Source organism: Bacillus sp. SIMBA_074 (assembly GCF_046534555.1).
Lineage (GTDB): Bacteria > Bacillota > Bacilli > Bacillales > Bacillaceae_G > Bacillus_A > Bacillus_A mycoides.
This window is the reverse complement of the sequence record NZ_JAWRYM010000002.1, coordinates 332124-348533: the sequence shown is the minus strand read 5'-3', so window position 1 is coordinate 348533 and position 16410 is coordinate 332124. Positions and strand designations below refer to the sequence as shown.

Here is a 16410-nt window from a genome sequence, read left to right as displayed (position 1 = left end):
TTCCTTTTTCTATCATTTCCTCGGAAATTTTGCAATTCCTATACATATTTTTACAGATTTTGTCGAAAAGTAATTAGTTATAGGTTGTATAGGATGAGTGAATATTGTTCAAAATGATTGCTGAGGTGATGATGGAATGCGAGGAAGAAATAGTAAAAAGTCGCAAAAAGTAGTACATTTATTTCAAAAAAGATGGGTGTTTCCGGCACTATACATTGCTTGTGCAGCGGTAATCTTAATGGTTGCGCTATGGTTCCAGGGAGCTAATCCAAAGAAAGCTCCGAACCAAGGTCAAGCAACACCGTATACACAAACGGAAGATCCGGCAGTACCAGTAACAAAATCTTCAGAAGTAGTGAAAATGCCAACTGCAGCAAATGCAGAAGTAGTAGTACAGAAGAAATTCTATGAAGATGCAGCATCAGAGGCGGAACAAGAAAAAGCACTTGTCTTTTATAACAACACATATTCCCCGAATAAAGGAATTGACATTGCTGCGAAAAACGGAAAAGAATTTGATGTTACAGCTGCTTTAAGTGGTACAGTAACGAAAGCTGAAAAAGATTCACTTCTTGGTTATGTTGTAACAGTAGATAGTGGAAATGGTGTAGCAGCATCTTATCAAAGCTTAGGCAGTGTGAAAGTAGAAAAAGGTGCAAGAGTCGCGCAAGGTGAAGTGTTAGGAAAATCAGGTCTAAATGCAATGAATAAAGATGCAGGTTCTTACGTTCACTTTGAAGTACGTAAAGACAATGTGGCTGTGAACCCTGAGCGTTATTTAAATAAATCAGTAGCAGAAATTAAAGCTGATGCAGGTGCTGCAAAGGCGACAAATGCTTCTGGTAAAAAAGCTGATGACAAATCTCAAAAAGAAGAAAAGTCAACAAGCACGAAACCAGAAAGTAAAACAGAAGATAAGTCTCAAAAAGAAGAGAAATCGACAAGCGGTTCGACTAGTGATAAAGAGACGAACGGTAAACAAGATGAGAAATCTCAAAAAGAAGAGAAATCAACAAGCGGTTCGACTAGTGATAAAGAGACGAACGGCAAACAAGATGACAAATCTCAAAAAGAAGAAAAATCAACGAATGGTTCTACAGAATCATCTAACGGTTCTTCTTCACAAGAATAATAAAGTAAAAAAATCAGTTCTCATTAGGAGAGCTGATTTTTTTATCCCGCTATTTGCGGGCAGTAAGACTCCCGCCTCAAAATTCAGCTGGAGCAAAGAAGTTAGGTGGGAGATCCACTGCCCGTAAACGCCCGATTGGTGAAGGCTAATAATCAGTGGGGGGATGAACCCCTCCTCACTGATTATTTTCATATAAAAATAATCAGTTTCGGGAAAAAATTTGCAATAACAAGGAAAAATGACGAGATTCTCGAATATATATTACAAAAGGGAGGGGATACTGTGTCATTTTTATCTGTTCTGTCGATTGCTATCATTTTATTGTTTGTTTTATTCGCTTTATATTATTATATTGCCGGTAAGAAAGAAGTCCCCCACCATCAGTTGTTAGAAGAAGAATATGAAAGAGAAGAGTGACACCTTTTATAAAGAGGTGTCACTTTTTTTCGCCATAATTGTCATCGTTAACGTATTTCTCACAAAAAAACGTAATTTTTCTTAACTTAGTCCGCAAAAATAGTGAACATGTAGCATATATCAGTAGTGCGGGCAATACAATGGTATAAACCAATGCAAAGAGAGTGTTTGAGGTGAGAAATCGTGAATCATTTCATTATAAATCCAAGAATGTTTAACGCTTACAAACAGCACTCACATTTACTTCATAGTCGTATGCAGCGAGTCTCATTTCACACTTCTCACATCCAATTTAGGGAGGCGAGTGGTGTGCACGATTACATCAAAGAGAGAACTATCAAGATTGGCAAGTATATCGTGGAGACAAGAAAGACAGTGCGTGTAATCGCAAAGGAGTTTGGGGTATCAAAGAGTACAGTCCATAAAGATTTAACAGAACGTTTGCCAGAAATTAATCCAGAGCTCGCAAATGAAGTGAAAGAAATTCTTGATTATCATAAGTCTATTCGTCATTTAAGAGGTGGAGAAGCAACAAAGCAAAAGTACCGAAAAGAAGATACAGAAAACCCTGTGCGCCAATAAATCTAAAATAGCAAACATTCCTTGCGAATTCGGTAATATTTTTCAGAAGAATTCTTTTTGCGAATATTACGTTTCTGTTAAATTTATGATAAAATCAGAAATTAGGTGTAAAAGAATTCGGGTGTAACCTGATTTTGAATATCGAGGAGGAAATGACGGGAATGTTTGCGCGAGATATCGGAATTGACCTAGGTACGGCTAACGTATTAATTCATGTTAAAGGTAAGGGTATTGTATTAAATGAGCCATCTGTTGTGGCAATTGATCGTAATAGTGGAAAAGTATTAGCAGTAGGTGAAGAAGCAAGAAGTATGGTGGGACGTACACCTGGTAATATTGTAGCAATTCGTCCGCTTAAAGATGGTGTAATCGCAGATTTCGAAATTACAGAAGCAATGTTAAAGTATTTCATTAACAAATTGGACGTGAAGAGCTTCTTTTCAAAACCTCGCATTTTAATTTGCTGTCCAACAAATATCACATCTGTAGAACAAAAAGCAATTCGTGAGGCTGCTGAACGTTCAGGTGGTAAAACAGTATTTTTAGAAGAAGAACCAAAAGTAGCCGCAGTTGGTGCTGGTATGGAAATCTTCCAGCCAAGCGGAAACATGGTTGTTGATATTGGTGGAGGTACAACAGATATTGCCGTACTTTCTATGGGTGATATTGTTACCTCTTCCTCTATCAAAATGGCTGGCGATAAGTTTGATATGGAAATCTTAAACTACGTTAAACGTAAGTATAAGCTATTAATTGGAGAACGTACTTCAGAAAATATTAAAATTAAAGTTGGTACAGTATTCCCAGGTGCACGTAGTGAAGAGCTTGAAATTCGCGGACGTGACATGGTAACAGGTTTACCACGTACAATTACAGTATGCTCTGAAGAGATTACAGAAGCACTAAAAGAAGACGCAGCTATCATTGTACAAGCTGCAAAAGGCGTACTAGAGCGCACACCACCAGAACTATCTGCGGACATTATCGACCGCGGTGTTATTCTAACAGGCGGTGGAGCTTTATTGCACGGTATCGACATGCTTCTAGCAGAAGAATTAAAGGTACCAGTATTAATCGCTGAGAACCCAATGCAATGTGTTGCTATTGGTACAGGTATTATGTTAGAGAATATCGATAAATTACCACGTCGTGCATTGAAATAAAGTGAGAAAGAGCTAAGGGAAAACCTTAGTTCTTTTTTTTGATTTTTTTAATTCTAATTTTTTACGAAAACGGAAGAAAAATAGAGGAAAATAAAGAAATAAGGTGATATATCCATATATATGGTTAAATTTAATGTTTTCTTATTTGAAAACGTATGTAATATAATGATTCGGAATACGACATTAAGGCAAAGAATGTTTAAATACATATTGCCTTTCCCTAATTTGGGCACACACTCTTTTCTACCTCCGTGTCAGTTGCTGAGAAGTGCAACTATTTTAATGGAATAGAGTGTGTGCATTTTTTTATAATAAGAAGCTAAACGGAGTAAAGTTTTACTTTATAATGACAAATAATAAACAAAATGGGATAATAACAATATGTCCAAGTGGTAAGACCAATATTGTAAAAGGGGCGATTGTTACATGCTAAATATAGAACAAATTAAAGAAATCATTCCTCACCGCTATCCATTTCTACTTGTTGATAAAATATTAGAAGTAGATGAAGGAAAAAGAGCGGTTGGAATTAAAAATGTATCCGCAAACGAGGAGTTCTTTAACGGACATTTTCCTGACTATGCAGTTATGCCTGGTGTACTTATTGTAGAAGCATTAGCACAAGTTGGTGCAGTTGCTGTATTAAAGAAAGAAGAAAACCGCGGGAGACTTGCTTTCTTCGCAGGTATCGACAACTGTCGCTTCAAAAAACAAGTACGCCCAGGTGATCAACTTCGTTTAGAAGTAGAAATGACACGCGTACGTGGACCAATCGGAAAAGGAAAAGCAATCGCAACAGTGGATGGTGAAGTTGCGTGTGAAGCTGAAATTACATTTGCAATTGGTGATAAAAAAGAATAGAGAGTAATTAAAAAAATCCTTCTGCATATTACAGAAGGATTTTTTTAATTACCTATATTCTTTGTTCTAAATATAAAAATGCAAAGTAATCAGAAAGTTTATTGTAAATTAATGGGATTTTGTATATAATAGCGATGTAAATATCTTGAAATTAAGATAAATGATAGTGCGACAAAAATAGAGATGTCGTTGTCACATTATAGAGGTTATGAGATAGGACAAAGGTTATTATGATTCGTTATGATGAACTGTAGAGGAAAGTAATGGGGAAATTTAACGGTAGAAGTTAATGAAAAATAGGCGTAGCATATCGAGCATAAAAGAGAAAAAGGGAAAAGGTCGCATTTTGAAAAAGGAGACTAGAACATGTTCGGAAGAAAGAAAAGAAAACCATTACGACAATTAATTACACATAAAGAGCCTAAATCACGTATTACAGAACAATACCGTAACATTCGTACGAACATTGAATTTACATCTGTAGATAACCATATTCGTTCTATTATTGTCACTTCAGCAGATCCAGGAGACGGGAAAACAACGACTATTTCTAATCTAGCAGTTGTTTTCGGTCAACAAGGGAAAAAAGTATTGTTAATTGGGGCGGACTTACGTAAGCCGACATTACAAAACTTATTTGCGGTTCACAATCCAAATGGTTTAACAAATTTATTATCAGGACAGGCTTCGTTTATGCAATGTATTCAAAAAACAGATATAGATAATGTATATGTCATGCCAGCAGGCCCAATCCCGCCAAACCCAGCAGAACTACTAGGATACCGTAAAATGGATGAAATGCTTCTAGAGGCATATAAGATGTTTGATGTCATTTTAATCGATACACCACCTGTACTAGCCGTTACAGATGCACAAATACTCGCAAATAAATGCGACGGAATTGTATTAGTAGCTCGTAGTGAAAAAACAGAAAAAGATAAACTGATAAAGGCGAAACAAATATTAGATAAAGCATCTGGAAAACTACTTGGCGTCGTTTTAAATGATAAAAAAGAAGAACAAAAACAATATGGATATTATTAGAAAATAATGTGTAAAATAGTAATTTTTAAAACTGGTAAGTGTTTTTACCAGTTTTTTTGAATTATTTCAAAATTATATATTGAATTATATAAAAAAAATGATATAATAGGAATTTTGGAAATTTGATGGAATGTGTTGTCATATTTAAGATTATTTTGTAAGATTATATATGTTTTCAAATACCAATCGTACATAGATATTACTAAAATAAAAAAATATAAGATTATATGTTATAATTTTTCTTGTGTGCAAATTTTAGAAAGTTGGAGGAACTTATGGAAGAAACAATTAGTTTAAAAGAGCTATTTTATATCTTAAAAAAACGTTTAGCAATGATCCTCGTAATCGCCTTTGGTGCAGCTATTGTAAGTGCTATCATTAGCTTCTTCTTCATGACACCAATCTATCAATCTTCAACGCAAATTCTTGTGAATCAGAAGAAGCAAGAAGGGGCAATGATTCAAGCTGGTGAAATTCAAACAAATATTCAATTAACGAATACATATAAGGTCATTATTAAAAGTCCAGTAGTCTTAGACCAAGTGAATGAAAAATTACATTTAAATATGACTGCACAAGCTTTAACAGGAAAGATTAATGTTGCAAACGAAAAAGACTCACAGGTCATTTCTGTTACAGCGGAGGATAAAGATCCGAAGTTAGCTCGTGATATTGCAAATGCAACTGCAGATGTATTTAAAGGTGAAGTTGCAAAAATTATGAATGTCGATAACGTAACGGTATTATCGAAAGCAGAAGTTGGAGAAAATCAGTCTCCAATTAAACCACGTCCGATGTTAAACGTAGTAATTGCTTTTGTTGTTGGTTTAATGGCTGCAGTTGGTCTTGCATTCTTACTAGAATACTTAGACAACACAGTGAAAAAAGAAGAAGACGTAGAAAACTTACTTGGATTACCAGTGTTAGGTATTGTTGCGCGTATGGATGAAGAAACAACGAACGTGAAATCACATGCTTCATCATCAAGAAAAGTGAGGGGGCAAACAATTGGCTCTTAATAGTTTATTTAAAAAGAACAAAAATCATCGTCAACGTCGTCAATTAATTGCTCATCAACAACCGAAATCACCAATTTCAGAACAATATCGTAATATTCGAACGAATATTGAATTTGCAGCTGTTGATACAAACTTGCATTCGTTAATGGTAACATCTGCGAACCCGAGTGAAGGGAAAACGACAACGACAGCGAATATGGCAGTTGTTTTCGCTCAACAAGGAAAGAAAGTATTGTTAATTGATGCAGATATGCGTAAACCGGCGATGCATCAAATGTTCCAAGTCGATAATATTTTCGGATTAACGAACGTATTAACACATAGTGAACGTTTAGAGAAGTGTGTACAAACGACAAATGTAGATAATTTATACTTTTTAGCATGTGGCCCAATCCCGCCAAATCCAGCGGAATTATTAGGTTCGAAATCGATGCAAGAGCTTCTTGCTCAAGCGTATAGTATGTACGATTTAGTTATTTTTGATTTACCGCCAATTTTAGCTGTAACAGACGCACAAATTATGGCGAATGTATGTGATGCATCTATTCTTGTCGTTCGTAGTGAATCGACAGAAAAAGAAACAGCGGTAAAAGCAAAAGGATTATTAGAATCTGCAAAAGGTAAATTGTTAGGTGTTGTTCTGAACGATCGTGAAAGAGAACACGGCTTATATTATTACTACGGTGCGAACTAATTAAAAAGTGAGATATGGCAAGAACATATCTCCTTTTTTCCTTTGGATATGAGATAACTCATATTCAAAGGAAAAAAGATTTTTATATGAGAGAGGGAGGATGAAACAAATGATTGATTTACATTGTCACATTTTACCTGGCATCGATGACGGTGCACAAACAGTAACAGATAGTCTGGCCATGGCACAAAAGGCTGTCCAAGAAGGAATACATACAATCGTCGCAACACCACACCATCAAAACGGGAAATATACAAATGAACGTACTTCAATTATTCATCAAGTAAAACAACTAAATGATGAACTACAACAAAATGAAATTCCGCTGAAAATTTTACCAGGGCAAGAGGTCAGGTTATATGGTGATTTATTAGAAGACTATGAAGCTAGTAAAATCGTTACCTTAAACGAAACGAATAAATACATATTAATTGAGTTTCCATCTAATCACGTACCTCGCTATGCAGAACAACTATTATATGAACTACGCGTTAAAGGGATGATCCCAATTATCGTTCATCCGGAACGCAATGCCGAGTTAATCGAGCGGCCAGATAAGTTATACAATCTTGTAAGTAAAGGTTCATTAACACAAGTAACGGCAGGAAGTTTACTAGGAAAGTTCGGCAAAAAGATAAAAAAATTCTCACTACAACTCGTTGAACATAATTTAACGCATATGATCGCATCAGATGCACATAACACAACATCAAGAGGATTTCATCTAGCGGAAAGCTACGAATTAATCGGAAAAGAATTCGGAATGAACGTTATGAGTGATTTAAAAGAAAATCCGTATTTATTAATTAGTGGAAAAGCAATTTATAAAGAAGATCCAGAACTAATTCGTCGTAAAAAATTGTTCGGTATTTTCTAAATAAAGAATTGGTGATGTCTCCTAACCGTTATCAACGGGGGCACTCGGTTGTGCTGTGGGTAGAAATTTTTATTTCGAACCTACCTTAGACGCTTGTCGTCGGGAGTATGGCGTGAGGATGGGTTGGATGCCCATAAATTTATTTTTATTAGAAACTCTACCTATGGAGTTATAAAAATGACTCTATAGGTAGGGTTTTTGTTATTGCTACATATAGATAAACCAATGTTCTTTTGGGGGGACTAGATTTGAAAAAAGTAAGAAAAGCAATTATACCCGCTGCTGGTCTTGGGACAAGATTTTTACCAGCAACGAAGGCAATGCCGAAAGAAATGTTACCAATTGTCGATAAACCGACAATTCAATACATAGTTGAAGAAGCGATAGAATCAGGAATTGAAGACATTATTATTGTTACTGGAAAAGGAAAGCGTGCGATTGAAGATCATTTTGATCATTCTTTTGAGTTAGAACAAAACTTACTTGAAAAAGGAAAGCATGAAGTTCTTGAAAAAGTACAAGCTTCTTCAAAAATTAACATTCATTACATAAGACAAAAAGAGCCAAAAGGTTTAGGGCATGCGGTATGGTGTGCACGTAAATTTATTGGAAATGAGCCATTTGCGGTATTGCTTGGCGATGATATTGTTCAAGCTGAAACACCATGTTTACGACAATTAATGGATCAATATGAAGGTACACAATCATCAGTTATTGGTGTGCAAACAGTGTCAGAAAATGAGACACATCGTTATGGAATTATCGATCCGATTGAGCGAAATGATCGCAGTTATCAAGTGCGTCAATTTGTTGAGAAACCTGCAGAAGGTACAGCACCATCTAATTTGGCAATTATGGGACGTTACGTATTAACGCCAGAAATTTTTATGTTCCTTGAGAATCAACAGACAGGCGCTGGTGGAGAGATTCAGTTAACAGATGCGATTCAACGGTTAAATGAAATTCAACGTGTGTTTGCTTATGATTTTGAAGGAGTTCGCTATGATGTTGGAGAGAAGTTTGGGTTTATTAAGACTACAATTGAGATGGCACTTCAACATGAAAATTTAAATAAAGAATTAATAAATTACATGAATGAGGTTATAAAAAGAGAACAGGTAAATGTATAAAGGAAAAGGTGATATATTTGGACAATCGTGAAATAGCAAGTGAGCCATTAGAACAAAGTACGTTGGAAATAAAAAAACCTAATATTATTTATTTATGTGCAAAAAGGATTATGGATCTACTTGGAGCAATGGTTGGATTGATAATCTTTTCTCCAATATTTCTTGTAATTTCAATTTTATATATGACAGGGGATAATAAAGGGCCTATCTTTTTTAAACAGATTCGCATGGGGAAAGATGGAAAAAGATTTTATATTTATAAATTCAGGTCAATGATTGTGAACGCGGAAGAAAAACTAAAGGGCAATGAAATATTATATAAAAAATATATAGATAATAATTATAAATTAGAACCAATTGAAGATCCACGCATAACAAAAGTAGGACAGTTTTTAAGAAAGACTAGTTTAGATGAACTTCCACAGTTTTTAAATGTTTTAAAAGGTGATATGAGCCTTGTTGGTCCAAGACCAGTGGTACAAGAAGAGTTGATAGAGTATGGTAAAAGAAAAGATGAATTTTTATCTGTAAAGCCAGGTCTTACAGGCTATTGGCAAGTGAGTGGAAGAAGTGATGTAGGATATCCAGAGAGGGTAGATTTAGAGTTGTATTATGCTTATAATGCATCATTATGGTTCGATATTAAGATTTTGCTATTAACTGTTAAGAATGTTGTAGTCGGCAGAGGCGCATATTAAATTTTTTGATTTATTTGTTTAGAAAGTAGGAGGAATATATGGGGATAAATGTTGAATTGCACACCCATACTTGTCATTCACATGATAGCACTTTAGGCAAGTGGTTCTATTTGGTTATGTTAAAACTAAGAAGAATAAATGTAGTAGCGATTACGGATCATGATGAAATTGAGGGTGCGTTAAAATTTAAACCTTTTCTTGAGAAACATTCAATTAGAGTAATTATTGGAGAAGAAATATTTTCTAGTAAGGGTGAAATAATAGGATTATTTATAAATGAAAAGATAAGCCCGGGAAAATCTCCAAGGGATACAATGCTAGAGATAAAAAAACAAGGAGGAATAGTATATATTCCTCATCCATATGATGAAAAAAGATATAAAACAGTTTTGGTGGAAGAAGAGATTCGAAAAAACCTAGATTTAATTGATATCATTGAAGTTCACAATGGTAGAAATATAAAGGGATATTTTTCAGAAATTCAATTAGAAATTGCGAACAGATATAATGCAACTAAGGCTATAGGTAGTGATGCGCATACATTTATAGAATTAGGTAGAAACTACAACGTTATGGAAGAGTTTAATGATGATCCACAGAAATTTAAAGAAAATTTAAAAAGGGCAAAATATGTAAAAAAGGAATGCCTGCAGATGGCCCATCATATAACTAAGTTCGCTAGAGTTTTTAAATTAATAAAAAGAGGTAAATACAGTGAATTGTGTAGAATTATCAATAAGAAATTTAGAAATAGAAAGCAAAAAATTAGCAACTAAAATTGAAAAAGATTTTCAACCAGATGTAGTTATATTTATAGCTAAGGGTTCATTTTTAATAGGAGAAACAATAAGTGAGTACTTAAGGGTGCCATTATTAGAAATCCAAGCAGTACGTAAGGGAAATAAATTAAAAGAATTTATAAAACCTGTAATAAAAATTATTCCTAAATCCCTTAAAGAATATTTAAGACGTAAAGAAATTCAATCCGGAGTTCATAATCAGAATGTAGATAGAGAAATTTACTTTGATATGAATAAACATGAGATGAAAAATATAAATAAAATTTTGGTTGTAGATGATTCGGTAGACACGGGGCACACAGCTAATCAAGTAGTAAAATATTTAGGGAATATGTATACTGAAACAGAAATTAAATTTGCTAGTTTAAATTATTTTAAAGATAGTGTGAATGTTTTTAGAGTTGATTACTCTTTATATGAAAATCATATTTTAATGGGACCCTGGTCCAATGATTCCAAATATAATAAAGAATTTATTGGATTATATAATCGATGGAAGGAGGTAAACTATGGAGAGGCCTAAAATTAGTATAGTTGTAGCAGCATATAATGTTGAGGATTATATTGAAAAGTGTTTGGAAAGTCTTATTGCGCAGAGTATTAAGGAAGTTGAAATATTAGTTATAAATGATGGCTCACGTGACAATACAGTAAATATCGCTAATGAGTTTACAAAGCATGATAAACGTGTACGAGTAATTTCTCAAGAAAATGGTGGCTTAAGTGTCGCAAGAAATACGGGGATTAATCATGCTAGTGGAGAATTTATAGCATTTGTAGATGGTGATGATTATTTAGATAAATCTATGTATGAGACTTTGTATAAAAAAATCATTGCAGATAATCTTGATTTGGTAATTTGTGGTTTTAAAAAGGTTTGGTTAGCTGAGGATGCAAGTAAGCTTCGTGAGAAAGAATATTATTTTAATAAAGATTTATTGAATGGTAATATTCTAGAGAATTTCCTGTGTAAACATGATGAGCCTTTTGTTGTAGCTTGGAACAAGTTGTATAGAACAGAAATAATTAAACAAAATGGGCTATACTTTGAAAATCGTGCTTTCTTTGAAGATGTAGGTTTTATGCCACGATATTTATATTTTTGTAATAGTGTAGAAGTAGTAAATGAAGCTTTGTATTATTATATCCAGAGAGAAGGATCAATAACTCGAAGTTATAATCCGATCATTGAGGAATCTTTAATAAATACCATGAATGTATTAAAAACATTTTTTAAAGAAAGTCCCTATGAGAAATATTGTGGAGTGGTTGAAGCAAGATTGTGGATATACTTAATAAATTACTCATTAGAAAATAAGAAATCTGTAAAAGAGAAAAAGAGGCAACTGAATAGTCTTTCAGATTCTTACAACTTATTACCTTTTAAGCATAGAATAGGTGTTGTTTTATTAAAGATAGGCTTGTATGAAGTTTTATTTAAACGTTTAAGGAGTTCATAAAATGTTTGCATATATTTTTATGCTAATACTATCGTTATTAACCTTATTGAAGGGGAAATATGCTCAAGTGTTCTATTGGTTGGCTAGTACGTACGTTCTTCTATTAGCCGGATTTAGATATGGAGTAGGGACAGATTATTATTCTTATGAAAGAATGTATACTGAGGGGAGAGTTTGGTTTTCAGAACCTGGGCTAGTATATATAATGGATTTTATGAAGTTTTTAGGCATACCAGTCCAAATCTTTTTCTTAGTTATAGCGTTTCTTATACAGTATTTAATTTATAAAGCAATAAAAAGTTACAGCGGCACAAGAGAAGTATATTACATGGCTGTATTCTTTTATATTAGTTTATATTATTTTAATACCTCTTTAAATACAATAAGGCAATTTATGGCCATGGGACTGTTTTTAATTAATATAAATAATATAATCAATAAAAGGTTCATTAAATATAATTTAATGTTTGTTGTAACAATTATGTTTCATACCAGTGCAATATTCTTCTATCCAATGTATTTTTTACATAATTTAGTAACGAAATATATTAATACCAATACTAAAAGAGTTACTTTACTAGTTATTTCTTTTTCTTTGATGTTTGTTAGATTTGACGAATTAATTATTAAAATAATATCTAAAGTTTTTGGTAATCAATATGCTTATTATACAGAATGGGCATCAAGTCAATATTTAGAATACTCATTATCATGGAAAATGGCAATGCTATTAATTGTTAAATTGTTATTAAGTATATGGTTAGTAAGAAATAAAGAGAAGTTTATTCATCTAAAGAAGCATGAGGTTATATTTGGGATATATTATATAAGTTTAATATTAACATTTCCTTTGTATCCAATGCTAATATTTAGACGTTTACTTTTCTATATTAGTATTACAGAAATTATTATCTTTGCGTTATTTATACAAAAAAATCAAAAAGCAAAGCTTGTATTTATTCTTTTTGCACTAAGTTATTATTTTGCCAACCTATTATTGGGATATAGTACGCCGCTTCCCTATGAAATCAGGTTGTGGTAGTGTTTTTATAAGTTAATATATTAAAAATAGACATAATGAATTTAAATTCATTATGTCTATTTTTAAATAAAGATACAATTTATTAAATTATTTTATAGAATGGGGCATAATGAAATGAATAAAATTCCTAAGGTAATTCATTACTGTTGGTTTGGAAAAAATAAAAAATCGGAATTTATAGAAAAATGTATAGAGTCATGGGAGAAACATTTACCAGATTATGAATTTGTGGAATGGAATGAGGAGAATTTCGATATTAATTGTAATCAATTTGTAAAAGAGGCTTATGAGGAGAAAAAGTGGGCATTTGTTTCTGATTATGTACGGCTATGGGCACTTTATCATTATGGTGGTATTTATCTTGATACGGATGTGGAAGTTTTAAAGGGATTTGATGCATTTTTAGGGCATGACAGCTTTAGTGGGTTTGAAGATGATATTACTATTCCAACAGGAATTATAGGAGCTATGAAAAATAGTCAGGCAATCAATATGTTTTTGAAATACTATGATAATAGAAGTTTTTATTTAGAAAACGGGGATCTTGATACAACTACGAATGTAGAAATTATAACTGAAATTTGCTCTGATCAAGGATTTGAGGCTAATGGAAGTTATCAAATATTAAATAATGGGATGCATATTTATCCTAAAGAGTATTTTTGTCCTAAAGAATATAAAACAGGGATTTTAAAAGTAACTAAAAATACGTATTGTATTCATCATTTTAATGGGTCTTGGATTACCAAGGATAAAAAGTTTAAAAAGGAAATCAGATTATTTATGTTTAGGATTCTGGGGGAAAGAACAACTAATTTTCTTTTGAATATCGTGAAAAGATAAATAAGGAAGAAATTTTTATTGCTGTTACATTGAAAAATAGTAAGCCAGGAGAGAAAATATGAGGAATAGAATTATATTTTTAATTGCTAGAATTATTTTCTGTTTTTTAAGAATAAATCCCCAGAAATTAATTTTTATAGATTATGTACCAGGTTCAGGATCTAATGTAAAAGTGTTATATGATTTTATGATTAAAGAATATGGTGATCTAGATTTAATATATATAAATTTTCAAAAAGTACTAGAAAACCCAATAAAAAATGCTATGCATTTAGGGACGGGATATATTGTTATCACATCGCATGGCCCTATAAAAAAAATGAAAAAGAAACAAAAATTCATTGAATTATGGCATGGAATACCATTGAAAAAAATGGGGCTATTAGAAAATGAAACTACCATGAATAAAAAGAAAATCGATACATTAGATCGCGTAATATCTAGCTCAGAAACGTACACGACGTTATTGAATGCTTGTATAGGAATAAATAATAAATATGTTATCACTGGATTCCCTCGAAATGATCTTTTAAATTTGAGGGGGGGAGAAAAGAGAGACATTATATTGAAGTACTTTTCTGTTAGTGAAAATGATAAATTAATGGTATTTATGCCGACATTCAGAAAAGGGTATATTAGGGAAGAATCAGACTTGAATAGAGAATGTAATATATTCGGTTTAACAGATATGGATGTTAATGAATTTAATACTTATTTACTAAAAAATAGAATTACAGTTATTGTGAAATTACACCCTAAAGAGGAGGAGTATTATAAAAAAACATTAGGGGACCTTTCTAATATCAAGTTATGTACGTTGGAATTTTTAGCAAAATATAATTTAGATATATACCAAATATTGTCTGAAACAGATTTATTAATAACAGATTACTCGAGTGTTTATTTTGATTATCTTTTAGTAGATAAGCCGATATTGTTTTTGAATACAGATTTAGCTCAATATCGCAATAATAGGGGATTCCTATTAAATCCATTTGACTTTTGGACACCTGGCCCAAAAGTGAACATGTACAATGATTTTATCTGTGAATTAGAGAAATTGCTTACTGATGAAAAATATTATAAAACTGAAAGGGAAAATATAAAAAAGATAGTTCATGAGTATACTGATTTTAAGTATTCAGAAAGGGTGGCTAAATATATATATAGTGATTATTTAAATATGAATAATTACAAATAAATTAGCTGAAATTACAATATGAAAAAAGTGTTACGTGACTTTTTATATAATGCTTTATATCAATTATTTATTATAATAACTCCAATTCTTACTATGCCATTTCTCTCTAGGGTCTTAGGAGTAAAGGCACTAGGAATAAACAGTTATACTTTTTCAGTTGTTCAAATTTTAAGTGTATTAGCTTTTTTAGGGATTGGTCAACTGGGGATTAGAAATATAGCAAAAAATAGAGAGTCTCAAAATAAAGTAAATGAAACATTTTGGGGACTATGGTTAATTCAATTTTTAGCGGGGATTATAGTTATAGGGTTATATATATTCTATATTACGAATGTAAATCAAGAATATAGAATGTATTTTTTGTTGCAACTACCAATTCTTTTGGGAGTTATTTTTGATATTTCATGGTTTTATATTGGAATTGAAAGAATTAAACAAGTAGTTTTAAGAAATATGCTAATTAAATCTGTATCAATTATATTGATCTTTATTTTGATTCGCAGTGAAAATGACTTGTGGAAATATATGCTTATAATGTCCTTAGGGGCCTTGCTAGGAAATATAGTATTTTGGATTGGGCTATCTAAATATGTAACAAAGATTTCATTTAATAGACAGTACCTGAAGGATAACTTTAGGGCTGCCTTACTACTACTAATTCCACAATTATCTATTCAAGTATATATTACATTTGATAAAACAATTTTAGGAATGATAGCTGGCCCTGTTGAATTATCCTATTATGATCAATCACAAAAAATATCTAGAATTATTTTGGCTGTCATTACCTCGCTAAGTATGGTTTTATTACCTAGACTCGCAAATATGGTTGTTAATGACCAAAATGAAATTCTTCATAAATACTTGAAGAAGTCTTTAGATTATACGATAGTGCTCTCACTATTATTCTGTAATATCGTAATGCTTAATTCCTATGAATTTGTTCCCTGGTTCTTTGGAGAAAGCTTTATTCCTATGTCACCTCTAATGTTTTGGGTAAGTTTAATCATTATTTTTATTCCGATAGGTGGTGTCTTTGCAAATCAATATGCGCTCGCTTTTGAGAAGGATAAACAATACGTATTACCATTATTGCTAGGTGCAATAATCAGCCTGACACTTAATATAATATTTATACCACGATATGGTGCAATAGGTGCAACAATTGTTATAGTAGCTGTTGAATTTATGGTGTGCTTTTTTAGGATATATCTAATTCGAAAATATCTGGATTTAAAGTTTATGTTCCAAGGAGTATATACTTATTTTTTTGCAGCATTGATAACTTTTATTTTCGTATATTTCATCCCAAAAATGTTTGTAAATGATTTTATAAATATGACGGTTAAATCTTTAGTCATTGGCACGATATATATAATAATTATTTTTGTTTTACCTAATAGTATTTCTCAGGATTTAAAAAGATTAATCTTAAAAAATAAATAAG

Annotated in this window: 18 protein-coding genes; all 18 read left to right on the top strand. The window is 32.2% G+C overall.

Going from position 1 to position 16410, the window contains the following annotated elements; genetic code table 11:
- Positions 1-136: 136 nt before the first annotated feature.
- The 18 genes from spoIIQ (at position 137) to SB773_RS03995 (ending at position 16409) form a co-directional block, all read left to right on the top strand.
- Complete coding sequence (spoIIQ, locus tag SB773_RS04080) at positions 137-1132, top strand: stage II sporulation protein SpoIIQ (RefSeq protein ID WP_410588711.1); 996 nt, start codon at positions 137-139, stop codon at positions 1130-1132.
- A 282-nt stretch (positions 1133-1414) separates the two neighbouring features.
- The gene (locus SB773_RS04075; RefSeq protein WP_002016211.1) at positions 1415-1549 is read left to right on the top strand and encodes a hypothetical protein; all 135 of its coding nucleotides are present in this window, start codon (positions 1415-1417) and stop codon (positions 1547-1549) included.
- Between the two features lie 309 nt (positions 1550-1858).
- Positions 1859-2131 carry a sporulation transcriptional regulator SpoIIID gene (spoIIID, locus tag SB773_RS04070; RefSeq protein ID WP_002089714.1) on the top strand — a complete coding sequence of 91 codons (273 nt, stop codon included), beginning with the start codon at positions 1859-1861 and terminating at the stop codon, positions 2129-2131.
- A 161-nt stretch (positions 2132-2292) separates the two neighbouring features.
- Positions 2293-3294, top strand: a complete 1002-nt coding sequence (gene mreB / locus SB773_RS04065) for a rod shape-determining protein (RefSeq protein ID WP_002130035.1) — start codon at positions 2293-2295, stop codon at positions 3292-3294.
- A 426-nt stretch (positions 3295-3720) separates the two neighbouring features.
- A complete protein-coding gene (gene fabZ / locus SB773_RS04060; protein ID WP_000931959.1) occupies positions 3721-4155 on the top strand; it encodes a 3-hydroxyacyl-ACP dehydratase FabZ in 435 nt (144 codons plus the stop codon).
- Between the two features lie 366 nt (positions 4156-4521).
- Complete coding sequence (locus SB773_RS04055) at positions 4522-5199, top strand: CpsD/CapB family tyrosine-protein kinase (RefSeq protein WP_353825702.1); 678 nt, start codon at positions 4522-4524, stop codon at positions 5197-5199.
- A gap of 275 nt (positions 5200-5474) precedes the next feature.
- Positions 5475-6218, top strand: a complete 744-nt coding sequence (locus SB773_RS04050; RefSeq protein WP_410588707.1) for a YveK family protein — start codon at positions 5475-5477, stop codon at positions 6216-6218.
- Positions 6208-6912, top strand: coding sequence for a CpsD/CapB family tyrosine-protein kinase (locus SB773_RS04045; protein ID WP_215563812.1), 705 nt, complete (start codon positions 6208-6210; stop codon positions 6910-6912). Before SB773_RS04050 ends, SB773_RS04045 begins: the two co-directional genes overlap by 11 nt.
- A 109-nt stretch (positions 6913-7021) precedes the next feature.
- Complete coding sequence (locus SB773_RS04040; RefSeq protein ID WP_410588704.1) at positions 7022-7789, top strand: tyrosine-protein phosphatase; 768 nt, start codon at positions 7022-7024, stop codon at positions 7787-7789.
- A gap of 248 nt (positions 7790-8037) precedes the next feature.
- Positions 8038-8919: a UTP--glucose-1-phosphate uridylyltransferase BpsC gene (gene bpsC, locus SB773_RS04035; RefSeq protein WP_410588702.1), complete on the top strand. Its 882-nt coding sequence runs from the start codon at positions 8038-8040 to the stop codon at positions 8917-8919.
- Positions 8920-8936: 17 nt separating this feature from the next.
- Positions 8937-9617 (top strand): sugar transferase, encoded by a 681-nt coding sequence (locus SB773_RS04030; protein ID WP_078206559.1) that lies wholly within the window; start codon positions 8937-8939, stop codon positions 9615-9617.
- Between the two features lie 38 nt (positions 9618-9655).
- Positions 9656-10393, top strand: coding sequence for a PHP domain-containing protein (locus SB773_RS04025; RefSeq protein ID WP_410588700.1), 738 nt, complete (start codon positions 9656-9658; stop codon positions 10391-10393).
- A complete protein-coding gene (locus SB773_RS04020; protein ID WP_410588698.1) occupies positions 10332-10940 on the top strand; it encodes a phosphoribosyltransferase in 609 nt (202 codons plus the stop codon). Before SB773_RS04025 ends, SB773_RS04020 begins: the two co-directional genes overlap by 62 nt.
- Entirely contained in the window at positions 10927-11877 is a 951-nt protein-coding gene (locus SB773_RS04015) for a glycosyltransferase family 2 protein (RefSeq protein ID WP_410588696.1), read from the top strand. Before SB773_RS04020 ends, SB773_RS04015 begins: the two co-directional genes overlap by 14 nt.
- Position 11878: 1 nt before the next feature.
- Positions 11879-12919 (top strand): EpsG family protein, encoded by a 1041-nt coding sequence (locus SB773_RS04010; protein WP_410588694.1) that lies wholly within the window; start codon positions 11879-11881, stop codon positions 12917-12919.
- A 99-nt stretch (positions 12920-13018) separates the two neighbouring features.
- Complete coding sequence (locus SB773_RS04005) at positions 13019-13762, top strand: glycosyltransferase family 32 protein (protein WP_410588692.1); 744 nt, start codon at positions 13019-13021, stop codon at positions 13760-13762.
- Positions 13763-13820: 58 nt separating this feature from the next.
- Positions 13821-14963, top strand: a complete 1143-nt coding sequence (locus SB773_RS04000; protein ID WP_410588690.1) for a CDP-glycerol glycerophosphotransferase family protein — start codon at positions 13821-13823, stop codon at positions 14961-14963.
- 18 nt (positions 14964-14981) lie between these two features.
- Complete coding sequence (locus SB773_RS03995) at positions 14982-16409, top strand: oligosaccharide flippase family protein (protein WP_410588688.1); 1428 nt, start codon at positions 14982-14984, stop codon at positions 16407-16409.
- Position 16410: the final 1 nt, after the last annotated feature.